Here is a 23,653-nt window from a genome sequence, read left to right on the forward strand (position 1 = left end):
CCCTCTATTTACTTGCGACGACGGACGATCATTTTGTCGGTACGCTTATTACCACGAGTCTTCGCACCCTTGGTTGGGAAGCCCCATGGCGATACCGGATGACGACCACCGGAGGTACGACCTTCACCACCACCATGCGGGTGGTCAACCGGGTTCATGGCAACACCACGAACGGTTGGGCGAACGCCACGCCAGCGTTTGGCACCGGCTTTACCCAGCGAACGCAGGCTGTGCTCGGAGTTCGAGACTTCACCCAGGGTCGCGCGGCATTCAGCCAGCACTTTACGCATCTCACCAGAGCGCAGACGCAGAGTCACGTAGACGCCTTCGCGAGCGATCAGCTGAGCCGAAGCGCCAGCGGAACGTGCGATCTGGGCACCTTTACCCGGCTTCAATTCGATGCCGTGAATGGTGCTACCAACTGGAATGTTACGCAGTTGCAGGGAGTTACCTGGCTTGATTGGAGCCAGAGCACCCGCGATCAGTTGGTCGCCAGCACTCACGCCCTTCGGCGCGATGATGTAGCGACGCTCACCGTCTGCATAGCAAAGCAGGGCGATGTGAGCAGTACGGTTTGGATCGTATTCGATACGCTCGACAGTGGCTGGAATGCCATCTTTGTCGTTGCGACGGAAGTCGACCAGACGATAATGCTGCTTATGGCCGCCACCAATGTGACGAGTAGTGATACGACCATTGTTGTTACGACCACCAGACTTCGATTTCTTCTCGAGCAGCGGTGCGTGAGGAGCGCCTTTATGCAGCTCCTGGTTGACCACCTTGACCACGAAACGGCGGCCAGGGGAAGTCGGTTTGCATTTAACGATTGCCATGATGCACCCCTTCCTTACTCAGCACTGCTGCTGAAATCGAGATCTTGGCCTGGCTGAAGGGATACGATCGCCTTCTTCCAGTCATTACGCTTGCCCAGACCACGTGCAGTACGCTTGGTCTTGCCCAGAACGTTTACAGTAGAAACGTTCTCGACCTTGACACCGAACAGGCCTTCGACAGCTTTCTTGATTTCCAGCTTGGTCGCGTCGGTAGCAACCTTGAATACGAACTGGCCTTTCTTCTCAGCCAGAACGGTAGCCTTCTCGGAAACATGCGGGCCAAGGAGGACTTTAAATACGCGTTCCTGGTTCATCCCAGCAGCTCCTCGAATTTCTTCACGGCCGACACGGTGATCAACACCTTGTCGTAAGCGATCAGACTGACAGGATCGGAACCTTGAACGTCACGTACATCGACGTGCGGCAGGTTACGAGCAGCCAGGTACAGATTCTGATCAACAGAGTCGGAAACGATCAGTACGTCGCTCAGACCCATGCCGTTCAGCTTGTTCAGCAGGTCCTTGGTCTTCGGCGCTTCAACAGCGAAGTCCTGGACAACGACCAGGCGCTCGCTACGAACCAGCTCGGAGAGGATGGAGCGCAGTGCTGCGCGATACATCTTCTTGTTGAGCTTTTGCGAGTGATCCTGTGGACGAGCTGCGAAGGTGGTACCACCGCCACGCCAGATTGGGCTGCGGATGGTGCCAGCACGAGCACGACCGGTGCCCTTCTGACGCCATGGGCGCTTACCGCCACCAGACACGTCGGAACGGGTCTTCTGCTGCTTGGTGCCTTGACGGCCGCCGGCCATGTAGGCCACGACTGCTTGGTGAACCAGCGTCTCGTTGAATTCGCCACCGAAGGTCTGGTCAGAGACTTCGATCGCCTGAGCATCATTTACATTAAGTTGCATGTCAGCTTCCCCTTAACCGCGAGCCTTGACAGCCGGACGTACAACCAGGTCGCCGCCAGTTGCGCCAGGAACGGCACCCTTGACCAACAACAGGTTGCGCTCTGCGTCAACGCGAACTACTTCGAGGGACTGTACAGTCACGCGCTCAGCGCCCATGTGACCGGACATTTTTTTGCCCTTGAATACACGACCAGGAGTCTGGCACTGGCCGATAGAGCCCGGGACGCGGTGGGAGACGGAGTTACCGTGGGTGTTATCTTGACCACGGAAATTCCAGCGCTTGATGGTACCGGCGAAGCCTTTACCCTTGGACTGACCTGTTACGTCAACCAGCTGGCCTGCAGCGAAGAGTTCAGCTTTGATCAAGTCGCCAGCCTGGAAATCGCCTTCTTCAAGACGGAACTCCCAGACGCTGCGACCAGCGGCAACGTTTGCTTTGGCGAAGTGACCTGCCTGAGCGGCAGTCACGCGCGAAGCACGGCGCTCACCAACAGTGACTTGCACTGCGCGATAGCCATCGGTCTCTTCAGTTTTGAACTGGGTGACGCGATTCGGCTCGATCTCAATGACCGTGACCGGAATGGAGACACCTTCTTCGGTGAAAATGCGGGTCATACCGCACTTGCGACCGACTACACCAATAGTCATGTTGTAAACCTCATGAGTGTACGGGGCTTTCACCCGCTATGGCCGCCCATTTCAGAGCGTTACACGACAAGACCGAAGTCTTAGCCGAGGCTGATCTGCACTTCCACACCTGCCGCAAGATCAAGCTTCATCAGCGCATCAACGGTTTTGTCCGTTGGCTGGACGATGTCCAGAACGCGCTTATGAGTGCGGATCTCGTACTGGTCACGCGCGTCTTTGTTGACGTGCGGGGAAACCAGAACGGTGAAACGCTCTTTGCGGGTCGGCAGTGGAATTGGACCACGCACCTGTGCCCCAGTACGTTTCGCGGTTTCCACGATTTCCTGGGTGGATTGGTCGATCAGGCGATGGTCGAAGGCCTTCAACCTGATACGGATTTGTTGATTTTGCATTGGATTTCAGACTCCAGGCTGTTCCCACCGGGCGCACTACGCCCGTTAAAAGGAGGCGTGATTCTATAGACGCCCCTATTGGGTGTCAACCCAATAAAAAAAGCCCCCGCTGAGCGGGGGCTTTTTCAATCAATCGAAAATTACTCGATGATTTTGGCTACGACGCCGGCGCCGACGGTACGACCGCCTTCACGGATGGCGAAACGCAGACCGTCTTCCATTGCGATGGTTTTGATCAGGGTAACAGTCATCTGAATGTTATCGCCTGGCATTACCATTTCAACGCCTTCCGGCAGTTCGCAGTTACCGGTCACGTCAGTGGTACGGAAGTAGAACTGTGGACGGTAGCCTTTGAAGAACGGAGTGTGACGACCGCCTTCTTCTTTCGACAGAACGTAAACTTCCGCGGTGAACTTGGTGTGCGGCTTGACCGAACCTGGCTTGACCAGAACCTGACCACGCTCGACGTCGTCACGCTTGGTGCCACGCAGCAGCACGCCGCAGTTCTCGCCAGCACGACCTTCGTCCAGCAGCTTGCGGAACATCTCAACACCGGTGCAGGTGGTGGTGGTGGTGTCACGCAGACCAACGATTTCCAGAGAGTCCTGAACGCGAACGATACCACGCTCGATACGACCGGTCACAACGGTACCACGGCCCGAGATCGAGAAGACGTCTTCGATTGGCATCAGGAATGGCTTGTCGATAGCACGCTCTGGCTCTGGGATGTAGCTGTCCAGAGTTTCCACCAGCTTCTTGACAGCGGTGGTGCCCATTTCGTTGTCGTCTTTGCCTTCCAGCGCCATACGAGCCGAACCGATGATGATCGGAGTGTCGTCGCCTGGGAAGTCGTAGGTGGACAGCAGGTCGCGAACTTCCATCTCGACCAGTTCCAGCAGCTCGGCGTCGTCTACCAGGTCAGCCTTGTTCAGGAAGACCACGATGTACGGAACGCCAACCTGACGGGACAGCAGGATGTGCTCACGGGTTTGTGGCATCGGACCATCGGCGGCCGAGCAAACCAGGATCGCGCCGTCCATCTGGGCAGCACCGGTGATCATGTTCTTCACGTAGTCAGCGTGACCTGGGCAGTCAACGTGAGCGTAGTGACGAATGTTCGAGTTGTACTCGACGTGAGCGGTGTTGATGGTGATACCGCGAGCTTTTTCTTCTGGGGCGCTGTCGATCTTGTCGAATTCAACGACGGCCGAACCGAAAACTTCGGAGCAGACGCGAGTCAGAGCAGCGGTCAGAGTGGTCTTACCGTGGTCAACGTGGCCGATGGTGCCAACGTTAACGTGCGGAAGGGAACGATCAAATTTTTCTTTAGCCACGACAGTGAACTCCTAGCCTAAAGGGGCTGAATCAGCCTTGTTTTTTAACGAGAGCTTCGACGATGTTCGACGGAGCTTCGGAGTATTTGGAGAATTCCATGGAGTAGCTCGCGCGACCCTGAGACATGGAACGAACGTCGGTCGCATAACCGAACATTTCACCCAGCGGCACTTCAGCACGGACTACCTTGCCGGAGACCGAGTCTTCCATACCTTGGATCAGACCACGACGACGGTTCAGGTCACCCATCACGTCACCCATGTAGTCTTCTGGGGTTACTACCTCAACCTTCATGATCGGCTCAAGCACAACACCACCGCCCCTCTGGGCCAGCTGCTTGGTCGCCATGGAGGCAGCGATCTTGAACGCCATCTCGTTGGAGTCGACGTCGTGGTACGAACCGTCGAATACCGATGCCTTCAGGCCGATCAGAGGATAGCCGGCAACGACGCCATTCTTCATCTGCTCTTCGATACCCTTCTGGATCGCAGGGATGTATTCCTTAGGAATCACACCACCAACGACTTCGTTCGCGAAGACCAGGCCTTCGGTGATGTTGCCCTTATCGTCAACGTCCGGCTCCGAGAAACGGATCCAGCAGTGACCGAACTGACCACGACCACCCGACTGACGAACGAACTTGCCTTCGATCTCGACGTTGGACTTGGTGATCTTCTCGCGGTACGAAACCTGCGGCTTGCCGATGTTGGCCTCGACGTTGAATTCGCGCTTCATGCGGTCAACGAGGATGTCCAGGTGAAGCTCGCCCATACCAGAGATGATGGTCTGGCCGGTTTCTTCATCGGTCTTGACGCGGAACGACGGGTCTTCCTGAGCAAGCTTGCCCAGTGCGATACCCATCTTCTCCTGGTCCTGCTTGGTTTTCGGCTCGACAGCTACCGAAATCACCGGCTCAGGGAAGTCCATACGCTCGAGGATGATCGGCTTGTCGGCGTTGCACAGGGTATCACCGGTGGTGACGTCCTTCATGCCGATCAGAGCAGCGATGTCGCCTGCCAGTACTTCTTTGATCTCTTCACGCTGGTTGGCGTGCATCTGCACCATACGACCAACGCGTTCCTTCTTGCCCTTGACCGAGTTGATCACCGAGTCGCCGGACTGCAGCATACCCGAGTAGACGCGGACGAAGGTCAGAGTACCAACGAACGGGTCGGTGGCAATCTTGAACGCCAGAGCCGAGAACGGCTCGCTGTCGTCGGCATGACGCTCGTCGAAGTCTGCTTCGACCAGCTCTTCCTTCGGCTTCTCGATCAGGTCAGGGTGGATACCCTTGATCGCAGGAATCTCGGTCGGAGCAGGCAGGAAGTCGATGACGGCATCGAGAACCAGGGGAACGCCCTTGTTCTTGAACGACGAACCGCAGACCGCCGGAACGATCTCGCTGGCCAGGGTACGCGCGCGCAGACCGGCCTTGATTTCTTCGATGGTCAGCTCTTCGCCTTCCAGGTACTTGTTCATCAGCTCTTCGCTGGACTCGGCAGCCGCTTCAACCATGTTGGAGCGCCACTCTTGAGCCAGCTCCAGCATATCGGCAGGAATTTCTTCCTCGCGATAGGTGGTGCCTTTGTCGTCGTCGTTCCAGTAGATAGCCTTCATCTTGATCAGGTCGACCTGACCCTGGAAGTTATCTTCCGAACCGATGGCCAACTGAACAGGAACCGGGGTATGACCCAGACGGTTCTTGATCTGACCGATCACGCGCAGGAAGTCGGCACCGGCACGGTCCATCTTGTTCACGTAAACAACACGTGGAACGCCGTACTTGTTGGCCTGACGCCATACGGTTTCGGACTGAGGCTCGACGCCGGAAGTACCGCAGAACACAACGACAGCGCCGTCGAGTACACGCAGCGAACGTTCTACTTCAATGGTGAAGTCAACGTGGCCGGGGGTATCGATGACGTTTACGCGGTAGTTGTCGTACTGACCCTTGGAACCCTTCCAGAAGGTGGTAACGGCAGCGGAGGTAATGGTAATACCCCGCTCCTGCTCCTGCACCATCCAGTCGGTGGTCGCGGCGCCGTCATGCACCTCGCCCATCTTGTGGCTCAGGCCTGTATAGAACAGGATCCGCTCGGTAGTGGTAGTCTTGCCCGCGTCAACGTGGGCACAGATACCGATGTTACGGTAGCGGTTGATTGCTGTAGTACGAGCCATAAAGCCCTCGCAAAAAGATTGATGCTTGAATTAGAAGCGGTAGTGCGAGAATGCCTTGTTGGCTTCAGCCATACGGTGCACGTCTTCACGCTTCTTGACTGCAGCACCCTTACCTTCGGCAGCATCCAGCAGCTCGCCGGCCAAGCGCAGAGCCATCGACTTCTCGCCGCGCTTGCGGGCGTAGTCTACCAACCAGCGCATTGCCAGAGCATTACGACGGGACGGACGAACTTCAACAGGAACCTGGTAAGTGGCACCGCCGACACGACGGGACTTTACTTCGACCAGCGGAGCGATGGCGTCGAGAGCTTTCTCGAAGATTTCCAGGGGGTCGCTGTTCTTGCGCGACTTGACGGTTTCCAGAGCGCCGTAAACGATACGCTCGGCTACTGCCTTCTTGCCGCTTTCCATCACGTGGTTCATGAATTTGGCGAGAATCTGGCTTCCGTATTTCGGATCGTCCAGAATCTCACGCTTTGCTGCTACACGACGTCTTGGCATGATAAGCCCTCAAACGGTCTTCAGGTTAGCCCGGGACTGGACCTTGCGATCTTCGCCCGACCTTACTCTTATCGACTCAATAAAATAATTGACTACAAATCGCTGCAAACGACCGATTACTTCGGACGCTTGGTACCGTACTTCGAACGACCCTGGTTACGACCTTTGACGCCGGAGGTATCCAGAGAGCCGCGAACGGTGTGGTAACGAACACCTGGCAAGTCTTTTACACGACCGCCACGGATCAGTACGACGCTGTGCTCTTGCAGGTTGTGGCCTTCACCGCCGATGTACGAGGAAACCTCGAAACCGTTGGTCAGACGCACACGGCAAACCTTACGCAGTGCCGAGTTAGGTTTTTTCGGCGTGGTGGTGTACACACGGGTGCACACGCCACGACGTTGCGGGCAGTTCTGCAGCGCAGGCACGTCGGATTTCTCGACGATACGCTTACGCGGCTGACGTACCAGCTGGTTGATAGTTGCCATCTACTAGCTCCACTGATTGTCTTGCGACTCTATTGTCTTGCAAGAAAAGCCAAAAATGGCGAGACAGAGTCCCACCAAATTTAAGGGTACAAAAGTCTAAAGATGTTCTTGCACCCAGTCAAGACAAGGCCCCGACCCTCCCCGCCCGGTCATCGGCAACAAATCATGTCGCCAATGACCTTTCGGTTCTCGTCGGGGCCCTGCCCTGTACTCAGTTACCGCTGGAGTTCAGCGCTTCGGTCAGTGCAGCTTCCACCTCACTGGCGCTCACACGCAGCGGCTTGTCGGCATCACGGCGACGCTTGCGCTCGCTGTGGTAGGCCAGACCGGTACCGGCCGGGATCAGACGACCTACAACCACGTTCTCTTTCAGGCCGCGCAGATAATCGCGCTTGCCGGTTACCGCTGCCTCGGTCAGTACGCGGGTAGTTTCCTGGAAGGAAGCCGCGGAAATGAACGATTCGGTCGACAACGAGGCCTTGGTGATACCCAACAGCACACGCGTAAACTTCGACATGAACTTGTCGTCGGCTGCAAGACGCTCGTTCTCGACCAGCACGTGCGTCAGTTCCATCTGGTCGCCCTTGATGAAGCTGGAGTCGCCAGACTCGGCAATCTCGACCTTGCGCAGCATCTGACGCAGGATGGTCTCGATGTGCTTGTCGTTGATCTTGACGCCTTGCAGACGGTACACGTCCTGAATCTCGTTGACGATGTACTTGGCCAGCGCACTCACACCCAGCAGACGCAAGATATCGTGTGGATCGCTCGGGCCGTCCGAGATGACTTCGCCGCGGTTGACCTGTTCGCCTTCGAAGACGTTCAGGTGACGCCACTTCGGAATCAGCTCTTCGTACGGATCGCTACCGTCGTTCGGCGTGATCACCAGGCGACGCTTGCCCTTGGTCTCTTTACCGAAGGCAATGGTGCCGCTGACTTCAGCCAGAATCGAGGCTTCTTTCGGACGACGGGCTTCGAACAAGTCGGCAACCCGCGGCAGACCACCGGTGATGTCGCGGGTCTTCGACGTTTCTTGCGGGATACGCGCGATAACGTCACCAACACCAATCTGTGCACCGTCGGCCACACCCACCAGGGCGTTCGCCGGCAGGAAGTACTGAGCAGGCACATCGGTACCTGGCAGCAGCAGATCCTTGCCGTTGGCGTCGACCATCTTGATTGCAGGACGAATTTCCTTGCCTGCAGCCGGACGATCCTTGACGTCCAGAACTTCAATGTTGGTCAAACCGGTCAATTCGTCAGTCTGACGCTTGATGGTGATGTTTTCTTCCATGCCCACGAAGGTCACGGTACCTTTCATCTCGGTAACGATCGGGTGGGTGTGCGGGTCCCACTTGGCAACGATGCCGCCAGCGTCGACCTTGTCACCTTCCTTGACCGAAATCACCGCACCGTAAGGCAGCTTGTAGCGCTCACGCTCACGACCGAATTCATCGGCAATGGCAAGTTCGCCGGAACGCGATACGGCAACCAGGTTACCGTCGGCACGCTCTACCTGTTTCAGGTTGTGCAGACGCACCATACCGCCGTTCTTCACCTGGACGCTGTCAGCAGCCGAGGTCCGGCTTGCAGCACCACCGATGTGGAACGTACGCATGGTCAGCTGGGTACCCGGCTCACCGATCGACTGGGCAGCGATAACGCCGACTGCTTCACCGATGTTCACCTGGTGACCGCGAGCCAGGTCGCGACCGTAGCACTTGGCGCAGATGCCATAGCGGGTTTCACAGCTGATCGGCGAGCGCACGACCACTTCGTCGATGCTGTTCAGCTCGATGAATTCGACCCACTTCTCGTCGACCAGGGCGCCGGCAGGGACGATCACGTCGTCGGTGCCTGGCTTGAACACGTCACGGGCAATGACACGACCCAGTACACGTTCACCCAACGGCTCTACAACGTCACCGCCTTCAATGTGCGGTGTCATCAGCAGGCCTTGCTCGGTACCGCAATCGATCTCGGTAACCACCAAGTCCTGAGCCACGTCTACCAGACGACGAGTCAGGTAACCGGAGTTCGCGGTCTTCAAGGCAGTATCCGCCAGACCCTTACGAGCACCGTGAGTCGAGATGAAGTACTGCAGTACGCTCAGACCTTCACGGAAGTTCGCGGTGATCGGCGTCTCGATGATCGAGCCGTCCGGCTTGGCCATCAGGCCACGCATACCGGCCAACTGACGAATCTGAGCAGCCGAACCCCGGGCACCGGAGTCAGCCATCATGTACATCGAGTTGAAGGACTCCTGCTCGACTTCGTTACCTTCGCGGTCGATGACTTTCTCTTTCGAGAGGTTGGCCATCATCGCCTTGGAAACTTCGTCGTTCGCCTTGGACCACAAGTCGATGACCTTGTTGTACTTCTCGCCCTGGGTTACCAGGCCGGAGGCGTACTGGCTCTCGATCTCTTTCACTTCGTCGGTAGCAGTACCGATGATGCGAGCCTTCTCATCCGGGATAACGAAGTCGTTAACACCGATGGAAACGCCGGAGATGGTCGAGTAGGCGAAACCGGTGTACATCAACTGGTCAGCGAAGATGACGGTCTCTTTCAGACCGACCACGCGATAGCACTGGTTGATCAGCTTGGAGATCGCCTTTTTCTTCATTGGCTGGTTGACCACGTCGTACGACAGACCTGGTGGAACAACCTGGAACAACAGCGCACGGCCGACGGTGGTGTCGACGATACGGGTGTTCTTGACGCTGCCGCCATCACGATCGTTCACGGTTTCGTTGATACGAACCTTGATCTTGGCGTGCAGGGCAGCTTCGCCAGCGCGGAATACGCGGTCGACTTCCTGCAGGTCCGCGAACACGCGGCCCTCGCCTTTGACATTGATGGCTTCACGGGTCATGTAGTACAGACCCAGTACAACGTCCTGCGAAGGAACGATGATTGGCTCACCGTTGGCTGGCGACAGAATGTTGTTGGTCGACATCATCAGCGCGCGCGCTTCGAGCTGGGCTTCCAGCGTCAGCGGCACGTGAACGGCCATCTGGTCACCGTCGAAGTCGGCGTTGTACGCGGCACAGACCAGCGGGTGCAGCTGGATGGCCTTGCCTTCGATCAGTACCGGCTCGAACGCCTGGATACCCAGACGGTGCAGGGTCGGTGCACGGTTGAGCAATACGGGGTGTTCGCGGATAACTTCAGCGAGAACGTCCCATACCTCTGGCAGTTCGCGCTCGACCATCTTCTTGGCCGCCTTGATGGTGGTCGCCAGACCACGCATTTCCAGCTTGCCGAAGATGAACGGCTTGAACAGCTCGAGTGCCATTTTCTTTGGCAGACCGCACTGATGCAGACGCAGGGTCGGGCCTACGGTAATTACCGAACGACCCGAATAGTCAACGCGCTTGCCGAGCAGGTTCTGACGGAAACGACCCTGCTTACCCTTGATCATGTCAGCCAGGGACTTCAGAGGACGCTTGTTCGAGCCGGTGATGGCACGACCACGACGGCCGTTATCCAACAGGGCGTCGACGGCTTCCTGCAGCATGCGCTTTTCGTTGCGCACGATGATGTCCGGCGCGGACAGGTCGAGCAGGCGCTTCAGACGGTTGTTACGGTTGATCACCCGACGATACAGGTCGTTCAGGTCGGACGTCGCGAAGCGACCGCCGTCGAGCGGAACCAGTGGGCGCAGGTCTGGCGGCAGAACCGGCAGAACGGTCAGGACCATCCACTCAGGCAGGTTGCCCGAGCCCTGGAAGGCTTCCATCAGTTTCAGACGCTTGGACAGCTTCTTGATCTTGGTTTCCGAGTTGGTCTGCGGAATCTCTTCGCGCAGGCGGCCGATCTCGTGCTCCAGGTCGATAGCATGCAGCAGCTCGCGGACAGCCTCGGCACCCATGCGGGCGTCGAAGTCGTCACCGAACTCTTCAAGCGCTTCGAAATACTGTTCGTCGTTCAGCAGCTGACCCTTCTCGAGGGTAGTCATGCCCGGATCGATAACGACATAGCTCTCGAAGTAGAGAACGCGCTCGATATCACGCAGGGTCATGTCCATCAGCAGGCCGATACGCGACGGCAGCGATTTCAGGAACCAGATGTGGGCGACCGGCGAGGCCAGCTCGATGTGCGCCATGCGCTCACGACGAACCTTGGCCAGGGCGACTTCGACGCCGCACTTCTCGCAGATCACACCGCGGTGCTTCAGGCGCTTGTACTTACCGCACAGGCACTCGTAGTCTTTGACTGGGCCAAAGATCTTGGCGCAGAACAGGCCGTCACGCTCTGGTTTGAACGTACGGTAGTTGATGGTTTCCGGCTTCTTAACTTCACCGAACGACCACGAACGGATCATTTCAGGCGACGCCAGACCGATACGGATGGCGTCGAACTCTTCGACTTGACCCTGGTTTTTCAGCAAATTCAGTAGGTCTTTCAAGGCCTTTCCTCCTGGCGGAGCAGGGAGCGGGCTATTTCAGCCCCGCTCCCGATTCGCGTCACGTGTTATTCGGTTTCCAGATCGATATCGATACCGAGCGAACGGATCTCTTTGATCAACACGTTGAAGGACTCGGGCATGCCCGGCTCCATACGGTGATCGCCATCCACGATGTTCTTGTACATCTTGGTACGGCCGTTCACGTCGTCCGACTTCACTGTGAGCATTTCTTGCAGGGTGTATGCCGCGCCGTATGCTTCCAGCGCCCACACTTCCATCTCCCCGAAACGCTGACCACCGAACTGCGCCTTACCACCCAGCGGCTGCTGGGTAACCAGGCTGTAGGAACCAGTGGAACGCGCGTGCATCTTGTCGTCCACCAAGTGGTTCAGCTTGAGCATGTACATGTAACCAACGGTCACTGGACGCTCGAACTTGTTGCCGGTACGGCCATCGAACAGGACCATCTGGCCGCTCTCAGGCATATCGGCCAGTTTCAGCATGGCCTTGATTTCTTGCTCCTTGGCACCATCGAAGACCGGGGTCGCCATTGGCACGCCCGCCTTGAGGTTGTTCGCCAGGGCAATGACTTCTTCGTCGCTGAACTCGTCCAGGTTCTCCTGACGACCACCGATCTCGTTATAGATCTCGGTCAGGAACGTACGCAGCTCAGCGGCCTTGCGCTGCTCTTCGAGCATACGGTTGATCTTCTCGCCCAGACCTTTGGCCGCGAGGCCCAGGTGGGTTTCAAGGATCTGACCGACGTTCATACGCGAAGGTACACCCAGCGGGTTGAGGACAACGTCCACAGGCGTGCCATTGGCATCGTGCGGCATATCTTCAACCGGCATGATCACGGAGACCACACCTTTGTTACCGTGACGACCGGCCATCTTGTCACCCGGCTGGATGCGACGGCGGATTGCCAGGTAAACCTTGACGATCTTCAACACGCCCGGAGCCAGGTCGTCGCCCTGCTGCAGCTTGCGCTTCTTGTCTTCGAACTTGTCGTCCAGCAGACGACGGCGATCGACGATGTAGGCCTGGGCCTTTTCCAGCTGTTCGTTGAGTGCGTCTTCGGCCATGCGCAGTTTGAACCACTGGCCATGCTCCAGACCGTCCAGCACTTCGTCGCTGATCACGGTGCCTTTCTTCAGGCCCGCGCCACCGTCGACCACTTGGCCATTCAGAGCAGAACGCAGACGCTCGAAGGTCGCGCCTTCGACGATGCGGAACTCTTCGTTGAGGTCCTTGCGGATCTCGTCCAGCTGCATCTTCTCGATGGACAGCGCACGGCTGTCGCGCTCGACGCCATCACGGGTGAAGACCTGTACGTCGATGACGGTACCCTTGGTGCCGGTCGGCACGCGCAGGGAGGTGTCCTTGACGTCGCTGGCCTTCTCACCAAAGATCGCGCGCAGCAGCTTCTCTTCCGGGGTCAGCTGGGTTTCGCCTTTTGGCGTGACCTTGCCGACCAGGATGTCGCCCGCGCCCACTTCGGCACCTACGTAGACGATACCGGCTTCGTCCAGCTTGTTCAGCGCGGCTTCACCCACGTTCGGGATGTCCGCAGTGATTTCCTCTGGGCCAAGCTTGGTGTCACGCGCCACGCAGGTCAGTTCCTGGATGTGGATCGTGGTGAAGCGGTCTTCCTGGACCACACGCTCGGACAGGCAGATGGAGTCTTCGAAGTTGAAGCCGTTCCATGCCATGAACGCGATGCGCATGTTCTGACCCAGTGCCAGTTCACCCATGTCGGTGGACGGGCCGTCGGCCATGATGTCGCTGCGCTGCACCACATCACCTTTACGTACCAGCGGACGCTGGTTGATGCAGGTGTTCTGGTTGGAGCGGGTGTACTTGGTCAGGTTGTAGATATCTACACCTGCTTCACCGGTCTCGACTTCATCGTCAGCAACGCGAACGACGATACGGCTGGCATCGACGGAATCGATCACACCGCCACGACGAGCCACGACGCAGACGCCGGAGTCGCGAGCAACGTTGCGCTCCATGCCGGTACCGACCAGCGGCTTGTCGGCACGCAGGGTAGGTACAGCCTGACGCTGCATGTTCGAACCCATCAACGCACGGTTGGCGTCGTCGTGCTCGAGGAACGGGATCAGCGACGCCGCAACCGAAACTACCTGCTTCGGCGAGACGTCCATCAGGGTGACGTCTTCCGGCGCCTTGACGGTGAATTCGTTCAGGTGACGGACCGCTACCAGCTCGTCGATCAACTGCTTCTTGTCGTTCATCGCGGCCGAAGCCTGAGCGATCACGTGATCCGCTTCTTCGATGGCCGACAGGAATACGATCTCGTCGGTAACCACACCCTCTTGCACGACACGGTACGGGCTTTCCAGAAAGCCGTACTGGTTGGTGCGGGCATAGGCTGCCAGGGAGTTGATCAGACCGATGTTCGGACCTTCAGGGGTCTCGATCGGGCACACGCGGCCGTAGTGGGTCGGGTGTACGTCACGGACTTCGAAGCCTGCACGCTCACGGGTCAGACCGCCAGGGCCGAGTGCGGAGACACGACGCTTGTGGGTGATCTCGGAAAGCGGGTTGTTCTGGTCCATGAACTGGGAAAGCTGGCTGGAACCGAAGAACTCCTTCACTGCCGCCGCAACCGGCTTGGCATTGATGAGGTCCTGAGGCATCAGGCCTTCGCTTTCGGCCATGGAGAGACGTTCCTTGACCGCACGCTCGACGCGCACCAGGCCAACACGGAACTGGTTCTCTGCCATTTCACCGACGCAACGAACACGACGGTTACCCAGGTGGTCGATGTCGTCGACGATGCCTTTGCCGTTACGGATATCGACGAGCGTCTTCAAGACCTCGACGATGTCTTCCTTGCTCAGCACGCCCGAACCTTCGATCTCGGTACGACCGATACGACGGTTGAACTTCATGCGGCCAACGGCGGACAGATCGTAACGCTCGGCGCTGAAGAACAGGTTGTTGAACAGGGTCTCGGCTGCATCCTTGGTTGGCGGCTCGCCTGGACGCATCATGCGATAGATTTCGACCAGGGCTTCCAACTGGTTGCTGGTAGTGTCGATCTTCAACGTATCGGAGATGAACGGACCGCAATCGATATCGTTGGTGTACAGGGTCTCGATGCGTACGACCTGGGCCTTGGCGATCTTGATCAGCAGCTCGGTCGTCAGCTCGGTATTGCACTCGGCCAGGATCTCGCCGGTTGCGGGGTGCACGATCGCCTTGGCGGTAGTACGGCCCAGGACATATTCCATCGGCACGTCGAGTTGCTTGACGCCGGACTTCTCGAGCTGATTGATGTGGCGCGCGGTGATGCGACGGCCCTGCTCGACGATGACCTTGCCGGTCTCGTCAAGGATGTCCATGACCGCGACTTCGCCACGCAGGCGCTGGGGCACCAGCTCCAGGCTCAGGCGCTCGCCGGAGATGTGGAACACGTTGGTGGTGTAGAACGCGTTCAACACTTCTTCGGTGGTGTAGCCGAGCGCGCGCAGCAGCACGGAGGCCGGCAGCTTGCGGCGACGGTCGATACGAACGAACACGCAGTCCTTCGGATCGAACTCGAAGTCCAGCCAGGAGCCGCGGTACGGGATGATACGAGCGGAGTACAGCAGCTTGCCGGAGCTGTGGGTCTTGCCACGATCGTGGTCGAAGAACACACCTGGCGAACGGTGCAGCTGAGAAACGATCACACGCTCGGTACCGTTGATAACGAAGGTACCGTTTTCAGTCATCAGGGGGATTTCACCCATGTAGACTTCTTGCTCTTTGATGTCCTTGATCGCTTTGTTCGACGATTCCTTGTCGAAGATGATCAGGCGGACTTTCACCCGCAGCGGGACAGCAAAGGTCACGCCGCGCAGGACACATTCCTTCACATCGAAGGCCGGTTCGCCCAGACGATAGCCAACGTACTCCAAGGCAGCATTGCCGGAGTAGCTGATGATCGGGAATACCGATTTGAAGGCCGCATGCAGACCGACGTCGCGGAACTGATCCTTGGATGCTCCCGCTTGCAGGAATTCGCGATACGAATCCAGCTGGATGGCCAGGAGGTAAGGCACATCCATGACGTCCGGCAACTTGCTAAAGTCCTTGCGGATACGTTTTTTCTCAGTGTATGAGTAAGCCATCAGCATTCCCCAGCTTGGTCACCTGCTTGTTTGGCTTCTCCCGGCGGGAGCAGCCAGAAAATCGTGCAAACCCCATGGTTTGCGCCACCCTCTAGGTGGTAGAGCACGTTATCGGGGCCGACCAGATCGGCCAACCAATAACGGAAAAAGGCCGGTGGCAAAAGCCACCAGCCATCAGCCTTTCGCTTATCGCTCGGGCTGGAGACGCACAGTCGAGATTACTTGACTTCGACTTTAGCGCCTGCTTCTTCCAGCTTCTTCTTGGCGTCTTCAGCAGCTTCTTTCGAAACGCCTTCAGCGACAACCTGAGGAGCGGTGTCAACTTTCTCTTTGGCTTCTTTCAAGCCCAGACCGGTCAGTTCACGAACGGCCTTGATCACGTTGACTTTCTTCTCGCCAGCTTCAAGCAGAACAACGTTGAACTCGGTTTGCTCTTCAACAACGGCAGCGGCAGCAGCTGGGCCAGCGGCGGCGACAGCAGCGGTAACGCCGAAGGTTTCTTCCATTGCTTTGATCAGCTCAACAACTTCCAGAACGGTTTTCTGGCCGATTGCTTCGATGATTTGCTCGTTAGTCAGGGACATGACTTAAATCCTGTATTGGGGTGACAGCCTACGCAGCCATCGAATTAAACATATGATTTTGAAAGGAGATTCTGCGCCTTAGGCGGCAGCAGCTTCTTTCTGGTCGCGAACGGCTGCCAGGGTACGAGCCAGCTTGCTGGTAGCGCCTTGGATCACGCTCATCAGCTTCGCAATGGCCTCGTCGCGGGTTGGCAGGGTAGCCAACACATCGATCTGGTTTGCGGCAAGGAACTTGCCGTCGAACGCAGCTGCCTTGATCTCGAACTTGCTCTGACCCTTGGCGAACTCGGTGAACAGACGAGCAGCAGCGCCCGGATGTTCGTTGGAGAACGCGATAAGGGTAGGGCCAGTGAAGGCGTCGTTGAGGACACTGAATTCAGTGTCGGCAACAGCGCGCTTGAGCAGGGTGTTACGTACGACACGTACGTAGACGCCAGCTTCACGAGCCTCTTTACGGAGTCCGGTCATTGCGCTTACAGTCACGCCACGGGCATCAGCCACGACAGCAGACAGAGCGACTTTGGCAGCCTCGTTGACTTCAGCGACGATGGCCTTCTTGTCTTCGAGTTTAATTGCCACGGGTGAAAACTCCTGCTTGTTACCGTTTCATCTGGCCGAAGCCGGATGTCGTTTTGGTGTCTGATTCGGTAAGGAACCGGGAGCACCATCTGCGTAGGCTGTTGGTTTAAGGCTTGCGCCGCCTACGGTCTTGGATAGCCCCCGCCAGGCAGGGACCCCAATTTTTGCAGCAGGCGCGGACAAGCCGCGCCGGCGAGATCTTACGCGTCCAGCGAGCTCTGGTCGATGACCAGACCTGGGCCCATGGTGGTGCTCAGGGTAACGCGCTTGACGTAGATACCTTTCGAGGAAGCTGGCTTGATACGCTTCAGATCAGCGATCAGAGCTTCAACGTTTTCTTTCAGTTTGATGCCGTCGAAGCCGACTTTACCCACGGAAGTGTGGATGATGCCGTTCTTGTCGGTACGGTAGCGAACCTGACCAGCCTTGGCGTTCTTGACCGCGGTGGCTACGTCCGGGCTAACGGTACCGACCTTAGGGTTAGGCATCAGGCCGCGAGGACCCAGAACCTGACCCAACTGGCCCACAACGCGCATGGCATCCGGGGATGCGATAACGACGTCGTAGTTCAGGTCGCCGGCTTTCATTTCGGCAGCCAGATCGTCCATACCTACACGGTCAGCGCCGGCAGCCAGAGCGGCCTCGGCAGCTGGACCCTGGGTGAAGACAGCAACGCGTACGGTCTTGCCAGTGCCGTGAGGCAGCACGGTTGCGCTACGTACGACCTGGTCGGATTTACGCGGGTCAACGCCGAGGTTGACGGCAACGTCGAAGGATTCGGTGAACTTCACGGCGGACAGTTCAGCCAGCAGCGCAGCGGCTTCTTCGAAGTTGTAGACTTTGCCAGCTTCGATTTTCGAAGCAATAGCCTTTTGGCGCTTGGTCAGCTTAGCCATTACACACCCTCCACGTTGAGGCCCATGCTGCGAGCAGAACCGGCGATAGTACGCACGGCTGCATCCAGGTCAGCGGAAGTCAGATCAGCCTGTTTGGTCTTGGCGATCTCTTCCAGCTGAGCACGGGTCACAGTACCCACCTTGACGGTGTTCGGACGTGCCGAGCCGCTGGTCAGGCCAGCTGCTTTCTTCAGCAGAACCGAAGCAGGGGTGCTCTTGGTTTCGAACGTGAAGCTGCGGTCACTGTAGACAGTGATGATCACAGGAGTCGGCAGACCTGCTTCTTGGCCCTGAGTACGGGCGTTGAAGGCCTTGCAGAATTCCATGATGTTCACACCGTGTTGACCCAGTGCTGGACCAACGGGTGGGCTTGGGTTGGCCTGGCCGGCCTTAACTTGCAGCTTGATGTAAGCCTGAATCTTCTTAGCCATGAGCTACTCCAAAATCGGGTACGAACGCCATGAGGCTCCCCGGATGACTTGCGTTTTATCCCAGTGACGACAAAACCCCGCAGCTCAGGGCTGCGGGGTATGGGATGCTTCGTTCGGCTAGACCTTTTCGACCTGGCTGAACTCGAGCTCTACCGGCGTAGAGCGACCGAAAATGAGCACTGCCACTTGGAGCCGGCTCTTCTCGTAGTTAACCTCTTCGACGCTGCCATTGAAGTCGGCGAACGGTCCGTCAATGACGCGAACCACTTCACCCGGCTCGAACAGCGTCTTCGGCTTGGGCTTGTCGCTGCCGTCGGCTACGCGACGCAGGATTGCCTCAGCCTCTTTATCAGTGATCGGCGCAGGCTTGTCTGCGGTACCACCAATGAAACCCATTACACGAGGGGTATCCTTGACAAGGTGCCAAGTCCCTTCGTTCATTTCCATCTGAACCAGCACATAACCTGGGAAGAACTTACGCTCGCTTTTGCGCTTCTGGCCATTACGCATTTCGACCACTTCTTCGGTCGGAACCAGAATCTCGCCAAAGCCATCTTCCATGCCAGCCAGCTTTACGCGCTCGATCAGTGAGCGCATTACATGCTTCTCGTAACCCGAGTAAGCATGCACAACGTACCAACGCTTAGCCACGGGACACCCTTAGCCGACAATCAAGGAAACCAACCAGCCGAGCAGGGAATCAAGACCCCACAACAGCAGCGCCATGACCAAAACTACAACCACAACGATAAGCGTGGTTTGAGTGGTCTCTTGACGGGTTGGCCACACGACTTTACGAATCTCGGTACGAGCTTCCTTCGCCAGCACAAAGAACGACTTACCCTTCACAGTCTGCAAGGCAATGAAGCCTGCAGCCGCAGCCAGGGCGAGCAGTGCAAGTACACGGTACAGGATGGGGGCGGCGGAGTAGTATTGGTTACCTACGACACCTATGACGACCAAGGCAACCACAGCCAGCCACTTAAACAGATCAAAACGCGAATCTTGGGCTTCAGTCTTGGGAGTCATTGGGGAAGATCCTGTGAGAAGAAAGCCAATCACACCGAGGTGAATGGCAGGTCAGGAGGGAATCGAACCCCCAACCTACGGTTTTGGAGACCGTCGCTCTGCCAATTGAGCTACTGACCTTTAACGCTGTATCAGGCCGGCCATTATGCCGACCCAATCTAGATAAATCAACTACTTATTCGATTACTTTTGCTACAACACCGGCGCCGACGGTACGACCGCCTTCACGGATGGCGAAACGCAGACCGTCTTCCATTGCGATGGTTTTGATCAGGGTAACAGTCATCTGAATGTTATCGCCTGGCATTACCATTTCAACGCCTTCCGGCAGTTCGCAGTTACCGGTCACGTCAGTGGTACGGAAGTAGAACTGTGGACGGTAGCCTTTGAAGAACGGAGTGTGACGACCGCCTTCTTCTTTCGACAGAACGTAAACTTCCGCGGTGAACTTGGTGTGCGGCTTGACCGAACCTGGCTTGACCAGAACCTGACCACGCTCGACGTCGTCACGCTTGGTGCCACGCAGCAGCACGCCGCAGTTCTCGCCAGCACGACCTTCGTCCAGCAGCTTGCGGAACATCTCAACACCGGTGCAGGTGGTGGTGGTGGTGTCACGCAGACCAACGATTTCCAGAGAGTCCTGAACGCGAACGATACCACGCTCGATACGACCGGTCACAACGGTACCACGGCCCGAGATCGAGAAGACGTCTTCGATTGGCATCAGGAATGGCTTGTCGATAGCACGCTCTGGCTCTGGGATGTAGCTGTCCAGAGTTTCCACCAGCTTCTTGACAGCGGTGGTGCCCATTTCGTTGTCGTCTTTGCCTTCCAGCGCCATACGAGCCGAACCGATGATGATCGGAGTGTCGTCGCCTGGGAAGTCGTAGGTGGACAGCAGGTCGCGAACTTCCATCTCGACCAGTTCCAGCAGCTCGGCGTCGTCTACCAGGTCAGCCTTGTTCAGGAAGACCACGATGTACGGAACGCCAACCTGACGGGACAGCAGGATGTGCTCACGGGTTTGTGGCATCGGACCATCGGCGGCCGAGCAAACCAGGATCGCGCCGTCCATCTGGGCAGCACCGGTGATCATGTTCTTCACGTAGTCAGCGTGACCTGGGCAGTCAACGTGAGCGTAGTGACGAACGCTGGAATCGTACTCGACGTGAGCGGTGTTGATGGTGATACCGCGAGCTTTTTCTTCCGGAGCACTGTCGATCTTGTCGAAATCGACGCGAGCCGAACCGAAGACTTCGGCGCAAACGCGAGTCAGAGCTGCAGTCAGCGTAGTCTTACCATGGTCAACATGACCGATAGTACCAACGTTGACGTGCGGCTTGTTACGTTCGAACTTTTCCTTAGCCATCAGGACAATCCTCCGCAGAAGAAAAACAATCGTTACCGCTGATAAAACAAAGGCAGATATTTTCATATCTGCCTTGTCATATGGAGCTCTTGAGCGGACTTGAACCGCTGACCTCACCCTTACCAAGGGTGTGCTCTACCAACTGAGCTACAAGAGCGAACCTCTGTGCAAAAACAGCAAACTTGGAGCGGGTAGCGGGAATCGAACCCGCATCATCAGCTTGGAAGGCTGAGGTTCTACCACTAAACTATACCCGCGGAGCGTGCAGCTCTCGCTTAACTGGTGGAGGGAGAAGGATTCGAACCTTCGAAGTCGTAGACGTCAGATTTACAGTCTGATCCCTTTGGCCGCTCGGGAACCCCTCCATAACGTGGGCGGCATTTTCAACTCTTGCCGTCCTACTGTCAAGCTTTTTCTCATTTAAATCTTGAGGTTAGCTACCTTGACAGCTGCTTCCGGTATCGCCACCTAAGTGGTGTTCCCTGTGAAGCGGGCGCCATTCTATCAAGCTATTCGCGAGTTGCAATACCCTCGCATAAAATAATTTTTCGTTTTAAGTCTTTGAAATCGTTGAGAAGAGTCGAGAGAACGGTTTCGTCCAACAAACGCTCGCCTTCTGCGGATACCTTGAGCCATAACCCGCTAGCCCCCGGGACCTGTCCGGCCACCTGTGTAGTCGGGATATCGAGCGTAACCAGGCGCTGGCGTAGCGCCTCAAGCTGTTCTCGCCCGGACAGCCCGCCGACGATCAGGCATTCGTCGCGACGCCGAGGAGGTGCTCCGGCTCCCGTTTCACGCAGCAAGCGTATTTCCTGCTGACTCCCTTTATATAGAGTGAGAGGAGCGACTTCCTTCACTCTCAGGGGTGCTTCTTGCAAATGCCATGCGTAGTAGACGATGTTGAGCACAACCAGGAGCAGAAACAACCAGCGCATAAATACCTCAGCTCAATGGGCACGCCATGGCCAAACCAACGAATACCAGGTCAGGCACGACACGAGCCTGCGGCACTGCGCCCTTGACCAACGGTGCATCTCCTCCCGTAAGAAATACTGTGAACTGGTCACCCCACAGGGACTCTGCCTGCTGGATCTGTACCTTGGCGAAACCTTGCAACATGAGAACGCAACCGCGCTCGACGGCTTCTACCGTCGAGCGACCAGGTGCCAGGCTGATCATCGCACGCTCGGCCGAAGCATCATCGTAGCGGATACGCCTGGTATGGGTGCGTAGCTGACTGCGCATCAAGGGCATGCCTGGGCATATGTAGCCACCTAGGTGTTCGCCATTGGCGGCCACGAAATCTGCCTTGGCTGCCGTACCGAAATCAAGAACCAGACAGGCGCCTTTAGCTAGGTGAAACCCGCCTAGCGCGCCCAACCAACGGTCCATGCCCAGGCGCTGGAAGTCGGCGTAGCCATTTTGCACACCTGCCATTTCCTGAACAGGTAGCGCGACCTGGGTAGTCACGCCAAAATTTTCGCTCAGCAAGGCACAGAGAGCTGCTGTCTCTTCCTCACTGCGTACGCTGACCATTCTGCAAGCGCGCAGCTTGGACCCTGCGAGCACTCCCACAGCTGTAACCAGGGCATTGTCCGAATCAACGATACCACCGTCGACAATCGTGGCATCCGCCAGGTGGATGACTCGCCACTTGATAAAGCTATTACCGCAATCGAGCTCAAGAATCATTGCGCAACCTCAAACTGAGCTCTCCACCGCTGAAGCTCTTTTCAACACCGTCGATTTCAAGCCGTAAACCACCCTGCCCGTCTACGCCCAGCACCACTCCGTTGATCTGCGTGCTACCTGCAATCAATGAGACCGACCGACCCTGCCATAGGTGTGCTCGCTCCCACTCTTCCTGGATCGCCGCAAAGCCATAGCGACGATGGCGCGCCAATTCATGTTGGAGCTGTTGATTAAGCAATGCGACAACCCGGTTCCGATCCACGATAGCCCCCGTTTCTCGTCGCAGCGAAGTCCATTGTTGATCAACCTGGTCATTGACCTGCATATTCACGTTAATGCCGATTCCCAGCACCACATGACAGACGTCGGCAGGATCACCTACCAACTCCAGCAGGATACCGGCGATCTTCTGGTTACCGACCAGCACATCATTGGGCCATTTGAGCCCCGCTCCATTTACACCGAGCGCCTCCAGAACACGCATGACCGAAAGCCCCACCACGAGGCTCAAACCCTCGAGCTGACGCATGCCACCTTCAATTCTTAAAACCAAGCTGTAATAGAGGTTTTCAGCAAAGGGGCTGACCCACTGCCGGCCACGACGGCCGCGACCTGCACTTTGGCGCTCCGCGAGCACCAGAAAAGGCGCAGCTTGTCCCGAGGCTATGCAGCGCAGTGCCTCGGCATTCGTAGAGTCAATCGACTCATGGATAAAAACCGGCCACAGGCCCCCATGTGAATGCTCGCTGATGCGTTCCAGTTCGAGGAGCGCCAGGGGCATAGCCAATTGATAGCCGCGTCCACGCACCTTGTGCACGACAAGGCCCAATTCACTCTCAAGGTGCTGCAACTGCTTCCAGATGGCGCTACGGCTTACCCCCAGGGCAACACCCAGGTCTTGGCCGGAATGAAAACGACCATCCTTGAGGAGATTCAACAACTTCAGCATGCCAGACTCGACTCCGAATAAGGCAGGCATGATAGCTACGCACCGATCGATTGCATAGGAAAAGGGACTTAAGCGGCAGGATGGCTAAAACCCCGCGGACAAGGAAAGCCTTGATCTTGATAGCACTACGGGGCGTAAACAGGGAAAAGTCAAATACCGGAAAAGACAAAACCCCTACCTGCTTGCGCAGATAGGGGTTTTGCGAAATGAATCTTGACGATGACCTACTCTCACATGGAGAAGCTCCACACTACCATCGGCGATGCATCGTTTCACTGCTGAGTTC

Annotated in this window: 21 protein-coding genes and 4 tRNA genes; all 25 read right to left on the reverse strand. The window is 57.0% G+C overall.

The genetic code is table 11. The features are described 5' to 3' along the window. Positions 1 to 8: 8 nt before the first annotated feature. The 25 genes from rplB to birA all read right to left on the reverse strand — a co-directional run bounded on the left by rplB (position 9) and on the right by birA (position 23,367). Positions 9 to 833, reverse strand: coding sequence for a 50S ribosomal protein L2 (gene rplB / locus G7009_RS15485; protein WP_181130939.1), 825 nt, complete (start codon positions 831 to 833; stop codon positions 9 to 11). Between the two features lie 14 nt (positions 834 to 847). Beyond that, positions 848 to 1,147 (reverse strand): 50S ribosomal protein L23, encoded by a 300-nt coding sequence (gene rplW, locus G7009_RS15490; protein WP_010220306.1) that lies wholly within the window; start codon positions 1,145 to 1,147, stop codon positions 848 to 850. Beyond that, positions 1,144 to 1,746: a 50S ribosomal protein L4 gene (gene rplD / locus G7009_RS15495; protein ID WP_181130940.1), complete on the reverse strand. Its 603-nt coding sequence runs from the start codon at positions 1,744 to 1,746 to the stop codon at positions 1,144 to 1,146. The genes rplW and rplD overlap by 4 nt, the downstream gene beginning before the upstream one ends. A 12-nt stretch (positions 1,747 to 1,758) precedes the next feature. Continuing rightward, entirely contained in the window at positions 1,759 to 2,394 is a 636-nt protein-coding gene (rplC, locus tag G7009_RS15500; RefSeq protein WP_181130941.1) for a 50S ribosomal protein L3, read from the reverse strand. Positions 2,395 to 2,474: 80 nt separating this feature from the next. Beyond that, a complete protein-coding gene (gene rpsJ, locus G7009_RS15505; protein WP_003186070.1) occupies positions 2,475 to 2,786 on the reverse strand; it encodes a 30S ribosomal protein S10 in 312 nt (103 codons plus the stop codon). Positions 2,787 to 2,926: 140 nt separating this feature from the next. Further along, on the reverse strand, positions 2,927 to 4,120 hold the full coding sequence (tuf, locus tag G7009_RS15510) for an elongation factor Tu (protein WP_181094256.1): 1,194 nt from the start codon (positions 4,118 to 4,120) through the stop codon (positions 2,927 to 2,929). Positions 4,121 to 4,151: 31 nt separating this feature from the next. After that, positions 4,152 to 6,299, reverse strand: coding sequence for an elongation factor G (fusA, locus tag G7009_RS15515; protein ID WP_181130942.1), 2,148 nt, complete (start codon positions 6,297 to 6,299; stop codon positions 4,152 to 4,154). Positions 6,300 to 6,329: 30 nt separating this feature from the next. After that, on the reverse strand, positions 6,330 to 6,800 hold the full coding sequence (gene rpsG / locus G7009_RS15520) for a 30S ribosomal protein S7 (RefSeq protein ID WP_181130943.1): 471 nt from the start codon (positions 6,798 to 6,800) through the stop codon (positions 6,330 to 6,332). Between the two features lie 116 nt (positions 6,801 to 6,916). Continuing rightward, complete coding sequence (gene rpsL, locus G7009_RS15525) at positions 6,917 to 7,288, reverse strand: 30S ribosomal protein S12 (RefSeq protein WP_003186084.1); 372 nt, start codon at positions 7,286 to 7,288, stop codon at positions 6,917 to 6,919. A gap of 211 nt (positions 7,289 to 7,499) precedes the next feature. Then, positions 7,500 to 11,699 (reverse strand): DNA-directed RNA polymerase subunit beta', encoded by a 4,200-nt coding sequence (rpoC, locus tag G7009_RS15530; protein ID WP_181130944.1) that lies wholly within the window; start codon positions 11,697 to 11,699, stop codon positions 7,500 to 7,502. 65 nt (positions 11,700 to 11,764) lie between these two features. Then, positions 11,765 to 15,838: a DNA-directed RNA polymerase subunit beta gene (rpoB, locus tag G7009_RS15535; protein WP_181130945.1), complete on the reverse strand. Its 4,074-nt coding sequence runs from the start codon at positions 15,836 to 15,838 to the stop codon at positions 11,765 to 11,767. 218 nt (positions 15,839 to 16,056) lie between these two features. Continuing rightward, on the reverse strand, positions 16,057 to 16,422 hold the full coding sequence (gene rplL / locus G7009_RS15540; RefSeq protein ID WP_181130946.1) for a 50S ribosomal protein L7/L12: 366 nt from the start codon (positions 16,420 to 16,422) through the stop codon (positions 16,057 to 16,059). A 78-nt stretch (positions 16,423 to 16,500) separates the two neighbouring features. Further along, positions 16,501 to 17,001, reverse strand: coding sequence for a 50S ribosomal protein L10 (gene rplJ, locus G7009_RS15545; protein WP_181130947.1), 501 nt, complete (start codon positions 16,999 to 17,001; stop codon positions 16,501 to 16,503). 200 nt (positions 17,002 to 17,201) lie between these two features. Next, positions 17,202 to 17,897 (reverse strand): 50S ribosomal protein L1, encoded by a 696-nt coding sequence (rplA, locus tag G7009_RS15550; RefSeq protein WP_181130948.1) that lies wholly within the window; start codon positions 17,895 to 17,897, stop codon positions 17,202 to 17,204. Further along, a complete protein-coding gene (gene rplK / locus G7009_RS15555; protein WP_028633698.1) occupies positions 17,897 to 18,328 on the reverse strand; it encodes a 50S ribosomal protein L11 in 432 nt (143 codons plus the stop codon). Before rplK ends, rplA begins: the two co-directional genes overlap by 1 nt. A 117-nt stretch (positions 18,329 to 18,445) precedes the next feature. After that, positions 18,446 to 18,979: a transcription termination/antitermination protein NusG gene (nusG, locus tag G7009_RS15560; protein ID WP_003255501.1), complete on the reverse strand. Its 534-nt coding sequence runs from the start codon at positions 18,977 to 18,979 to the stop codon at positions 18,446 to 18,448. A 9-nt stretch (positions 18,980 to 18,988) separates the two neighbouring features. Beyond that, the gene (gene secE / locus G7009_RS15565; protein ID WP_181130949.1) at positions 18,989 to 19,357 is read right to left on the reverse strand and encodes a preprotein translocase subunit SecE; all 369 of its coding nucleotides are present in this window, start codon (positions 19,355 to 19,357) and stop codon (positions 18,989 to 18,991) included. Between the two features lie 44 nt (positions 19,358 to 19,401). After that, positions 19,402 to 19,477, reverse strand: a tRNA-Trp gene (locus G7009_RS15570). A gap of 55 nt (positions 19,478 to 19,532) precedes the next feature. Then, positions 19,533 to 20,726, reverse strand: coding sequence for an elongation factor Tu (gene tuf, locus G7009_RS15575; RefSeq protein ID WP_181130950.1), 1,194 nt, complete (start codon positions 20,724 to 20,726; stop codon positions 19,533 to 19,535). Positions 20,727 to 20,807: 81 nt separating this feature from the next. Continuing rightward, positions 20,808 to 20,883, reverse strand: a tRNA-Thr gene (locus tag G7009_RS15580). Positions 20,884 to 20,909: 26 nt separating this feature from the next. Further along, a tRNA-Gly gene (locus G7009_RS15585) sits at positions 20,910 to 20,983 on the reverse strand. Between the two features lie 23 nt (positions 20,984 to 21,006). Beyond that, a tRNA-Tyr gene (locus tag G7009_RS15590) sits at positions 21,007 to 21,091 on the reverse strand. A gap of 144 nt (positions 21,092 to 21,235) precedes the next feature. After that, entirely contained in the window at positions 21,236 to 21,661 is a 426-nt protein-coding gene (locus G7009_RS15595; RefSeq protein WP_181130951.1) for a hypothetical protein, read from the reverse strand. Positions 21,662 to 21,668: 7 nt separating this feature from the next. Then, the gene (locus G7009_RS15600; protein WP_181130952.1) at positions 21,669 to 22,418 is read right to left on the reverse strand and encodes a pantothenate kinase; all 750 of its coding nucleotides are present in this window, start codon (positions 22,416 to 22,418) and stop codon (positions 21,669 to 21,671) included. Then, positions 22,408 to 23,367 (reverse strand): bifunctional biotin--[acetyl-CoA-carboxylase] ligase/biotin operon repressor BirA, encoded by a 960-nt coding sequence (gene birA / locus G7009_RS15605; RefSeq protein WP_181130953.1) that lies wholly within the window; start codon positions 23,365 to 23,367, stop codon positions 22,408 to 22,410. Before birA ends, G7009_RS15600 begins: the two co-directional genes overlap by 11 nt. Positions 23,368 to 23,653 lie beyond the last annotated feature (286 nt).

Origin of the sequence: Pseudomonas capeferrum, from assembly GCF_013523055.1 — a bacterium.
GTDB classification, from domain to species: Bacteria; Pseudomonadota; Gammaproteobacteria; order Pseudomonadales; family Pseudomonadaceae; genus Aquipseudomonas; species Aquipseudomonas capeferrum_A.

Excerpts from the sequence above, each read along its gene's own strand:
- rplL (WP_181130946.1), bottom strand. The coding sequence starts at position 16,422 with ATGTCCCTGACTAACGAGCAAATCATCGAAGCAATCGGCCAGAAAACC.
- rplC (WP_181130941.1), bottom strand. The coding sequence starts at position 2,394 with ATGACTATTGGTGTAGTCGGTCGCAAGTGCGGTATGACCCGCATTTTC.
- fusA (WP_181130942.1), bottom strand. The coding sequence starts at position 6,299 with ATGGCTCGTACTACAGCAATCAACCGCTACCGTAACATCGGTATCTGT.
- rpsL (WP_003186084.1), bottom strand. The coding sequence starts at position 7,288 with ATGGCAACTATCAACCAGCTGGTACGTCAGCCGCGTAAGCGTATCGTC.
- rplB (WP_181130939.1), bottom strand. The coding sequence starts at position 833 with ATGGCAATCGTTAAATGCAAACCGACTTCCCCTGGCCGCCGTTTCGTG.
- rpoB (WP_181130945.1), bottom strand. The coding sequence starts at position 15,838 with ATGGCTTACTCATACACTGAGAAAAAACGTATCCGCAAGGACTTTAGC.
- tuf (WP_181130950.1), bottom strand. The coding sequence starts at position 20,726 with ATGGCTAAGGAAAAGTTCGAACGTAACAAGCCGCACGTCAACGTTGGT.
- rpsJ (WP_003186070.1), bottom strand. The coding sequence starts at position 2,786 with ATGCAAAATCAACAAATCCGTATCAGGTTGAAGGCCTTCGACCATCGC.
- rplD (WP_181130940.1), bottom strand. The coding sequence starts at position 1,746 with ATGCAACTTAATGTAAATGATGCTCAGGCGATCGAAGTCTCTGACCAG.
- rplA (WP_181130948.1), bottom strand. The coding sequence starts at position 17,897 with ATGGCTAAGCTGACCAAGCGCCAAAAGGCTATTGCTTCGAAAATCGAA.
- G7009_RS15600 (WP_181130952.1), bottom strand. The coding sequence starts at position 22,418 with ATGATTCTTGAGCTCGATTGCGGTAATAGCTTTATCAAGTGGCGAGTC.
- rpsG (WP_181130943.1), bottom strand. The coding sequence starts at position 6,800 with ATGCCAAGACGTCGTGTAGCAGCAAAGCGTGAGATTCTGGACGATCCG.
- G7009_RS15595 (WP_181130951.1), bottom strand. The coding sequence starts at position 21,661 with ATGCGCTGGTTGTTTCTGCTCCTGGTTGTGCTCAACATCGTCTACTAC.
- birA (WP_181130953.1), bottom strand. The coding sequence starts at position 23,367 with ATGCTGAAGTTGTTGAATCTCCTCAAGGATGGTCGTTTTCATTCCGGC.
- rplW (WP_010220306.1), bottom strand. The coding sequence starts at position 1,147 with ATGAACCAGGAACGCGTATTTAAAGTCCTCCTTGGCCCGCATGTTTCC.
- secE (WP_181130949.1), bottom strand. The coding sequence starts at position 19,357 with ATGACTCCCAAGACTGAAGCCCAAGATTCGCGTTTTGATCTGTTTAAG.
- rplK (WP_028633698.1), bottom strand. The coding sequence starts at position 18,328 with ATGGCTAAGAAGATTCAGGCTTACATCAAGCTGCAAGTTAAGGCCGGC.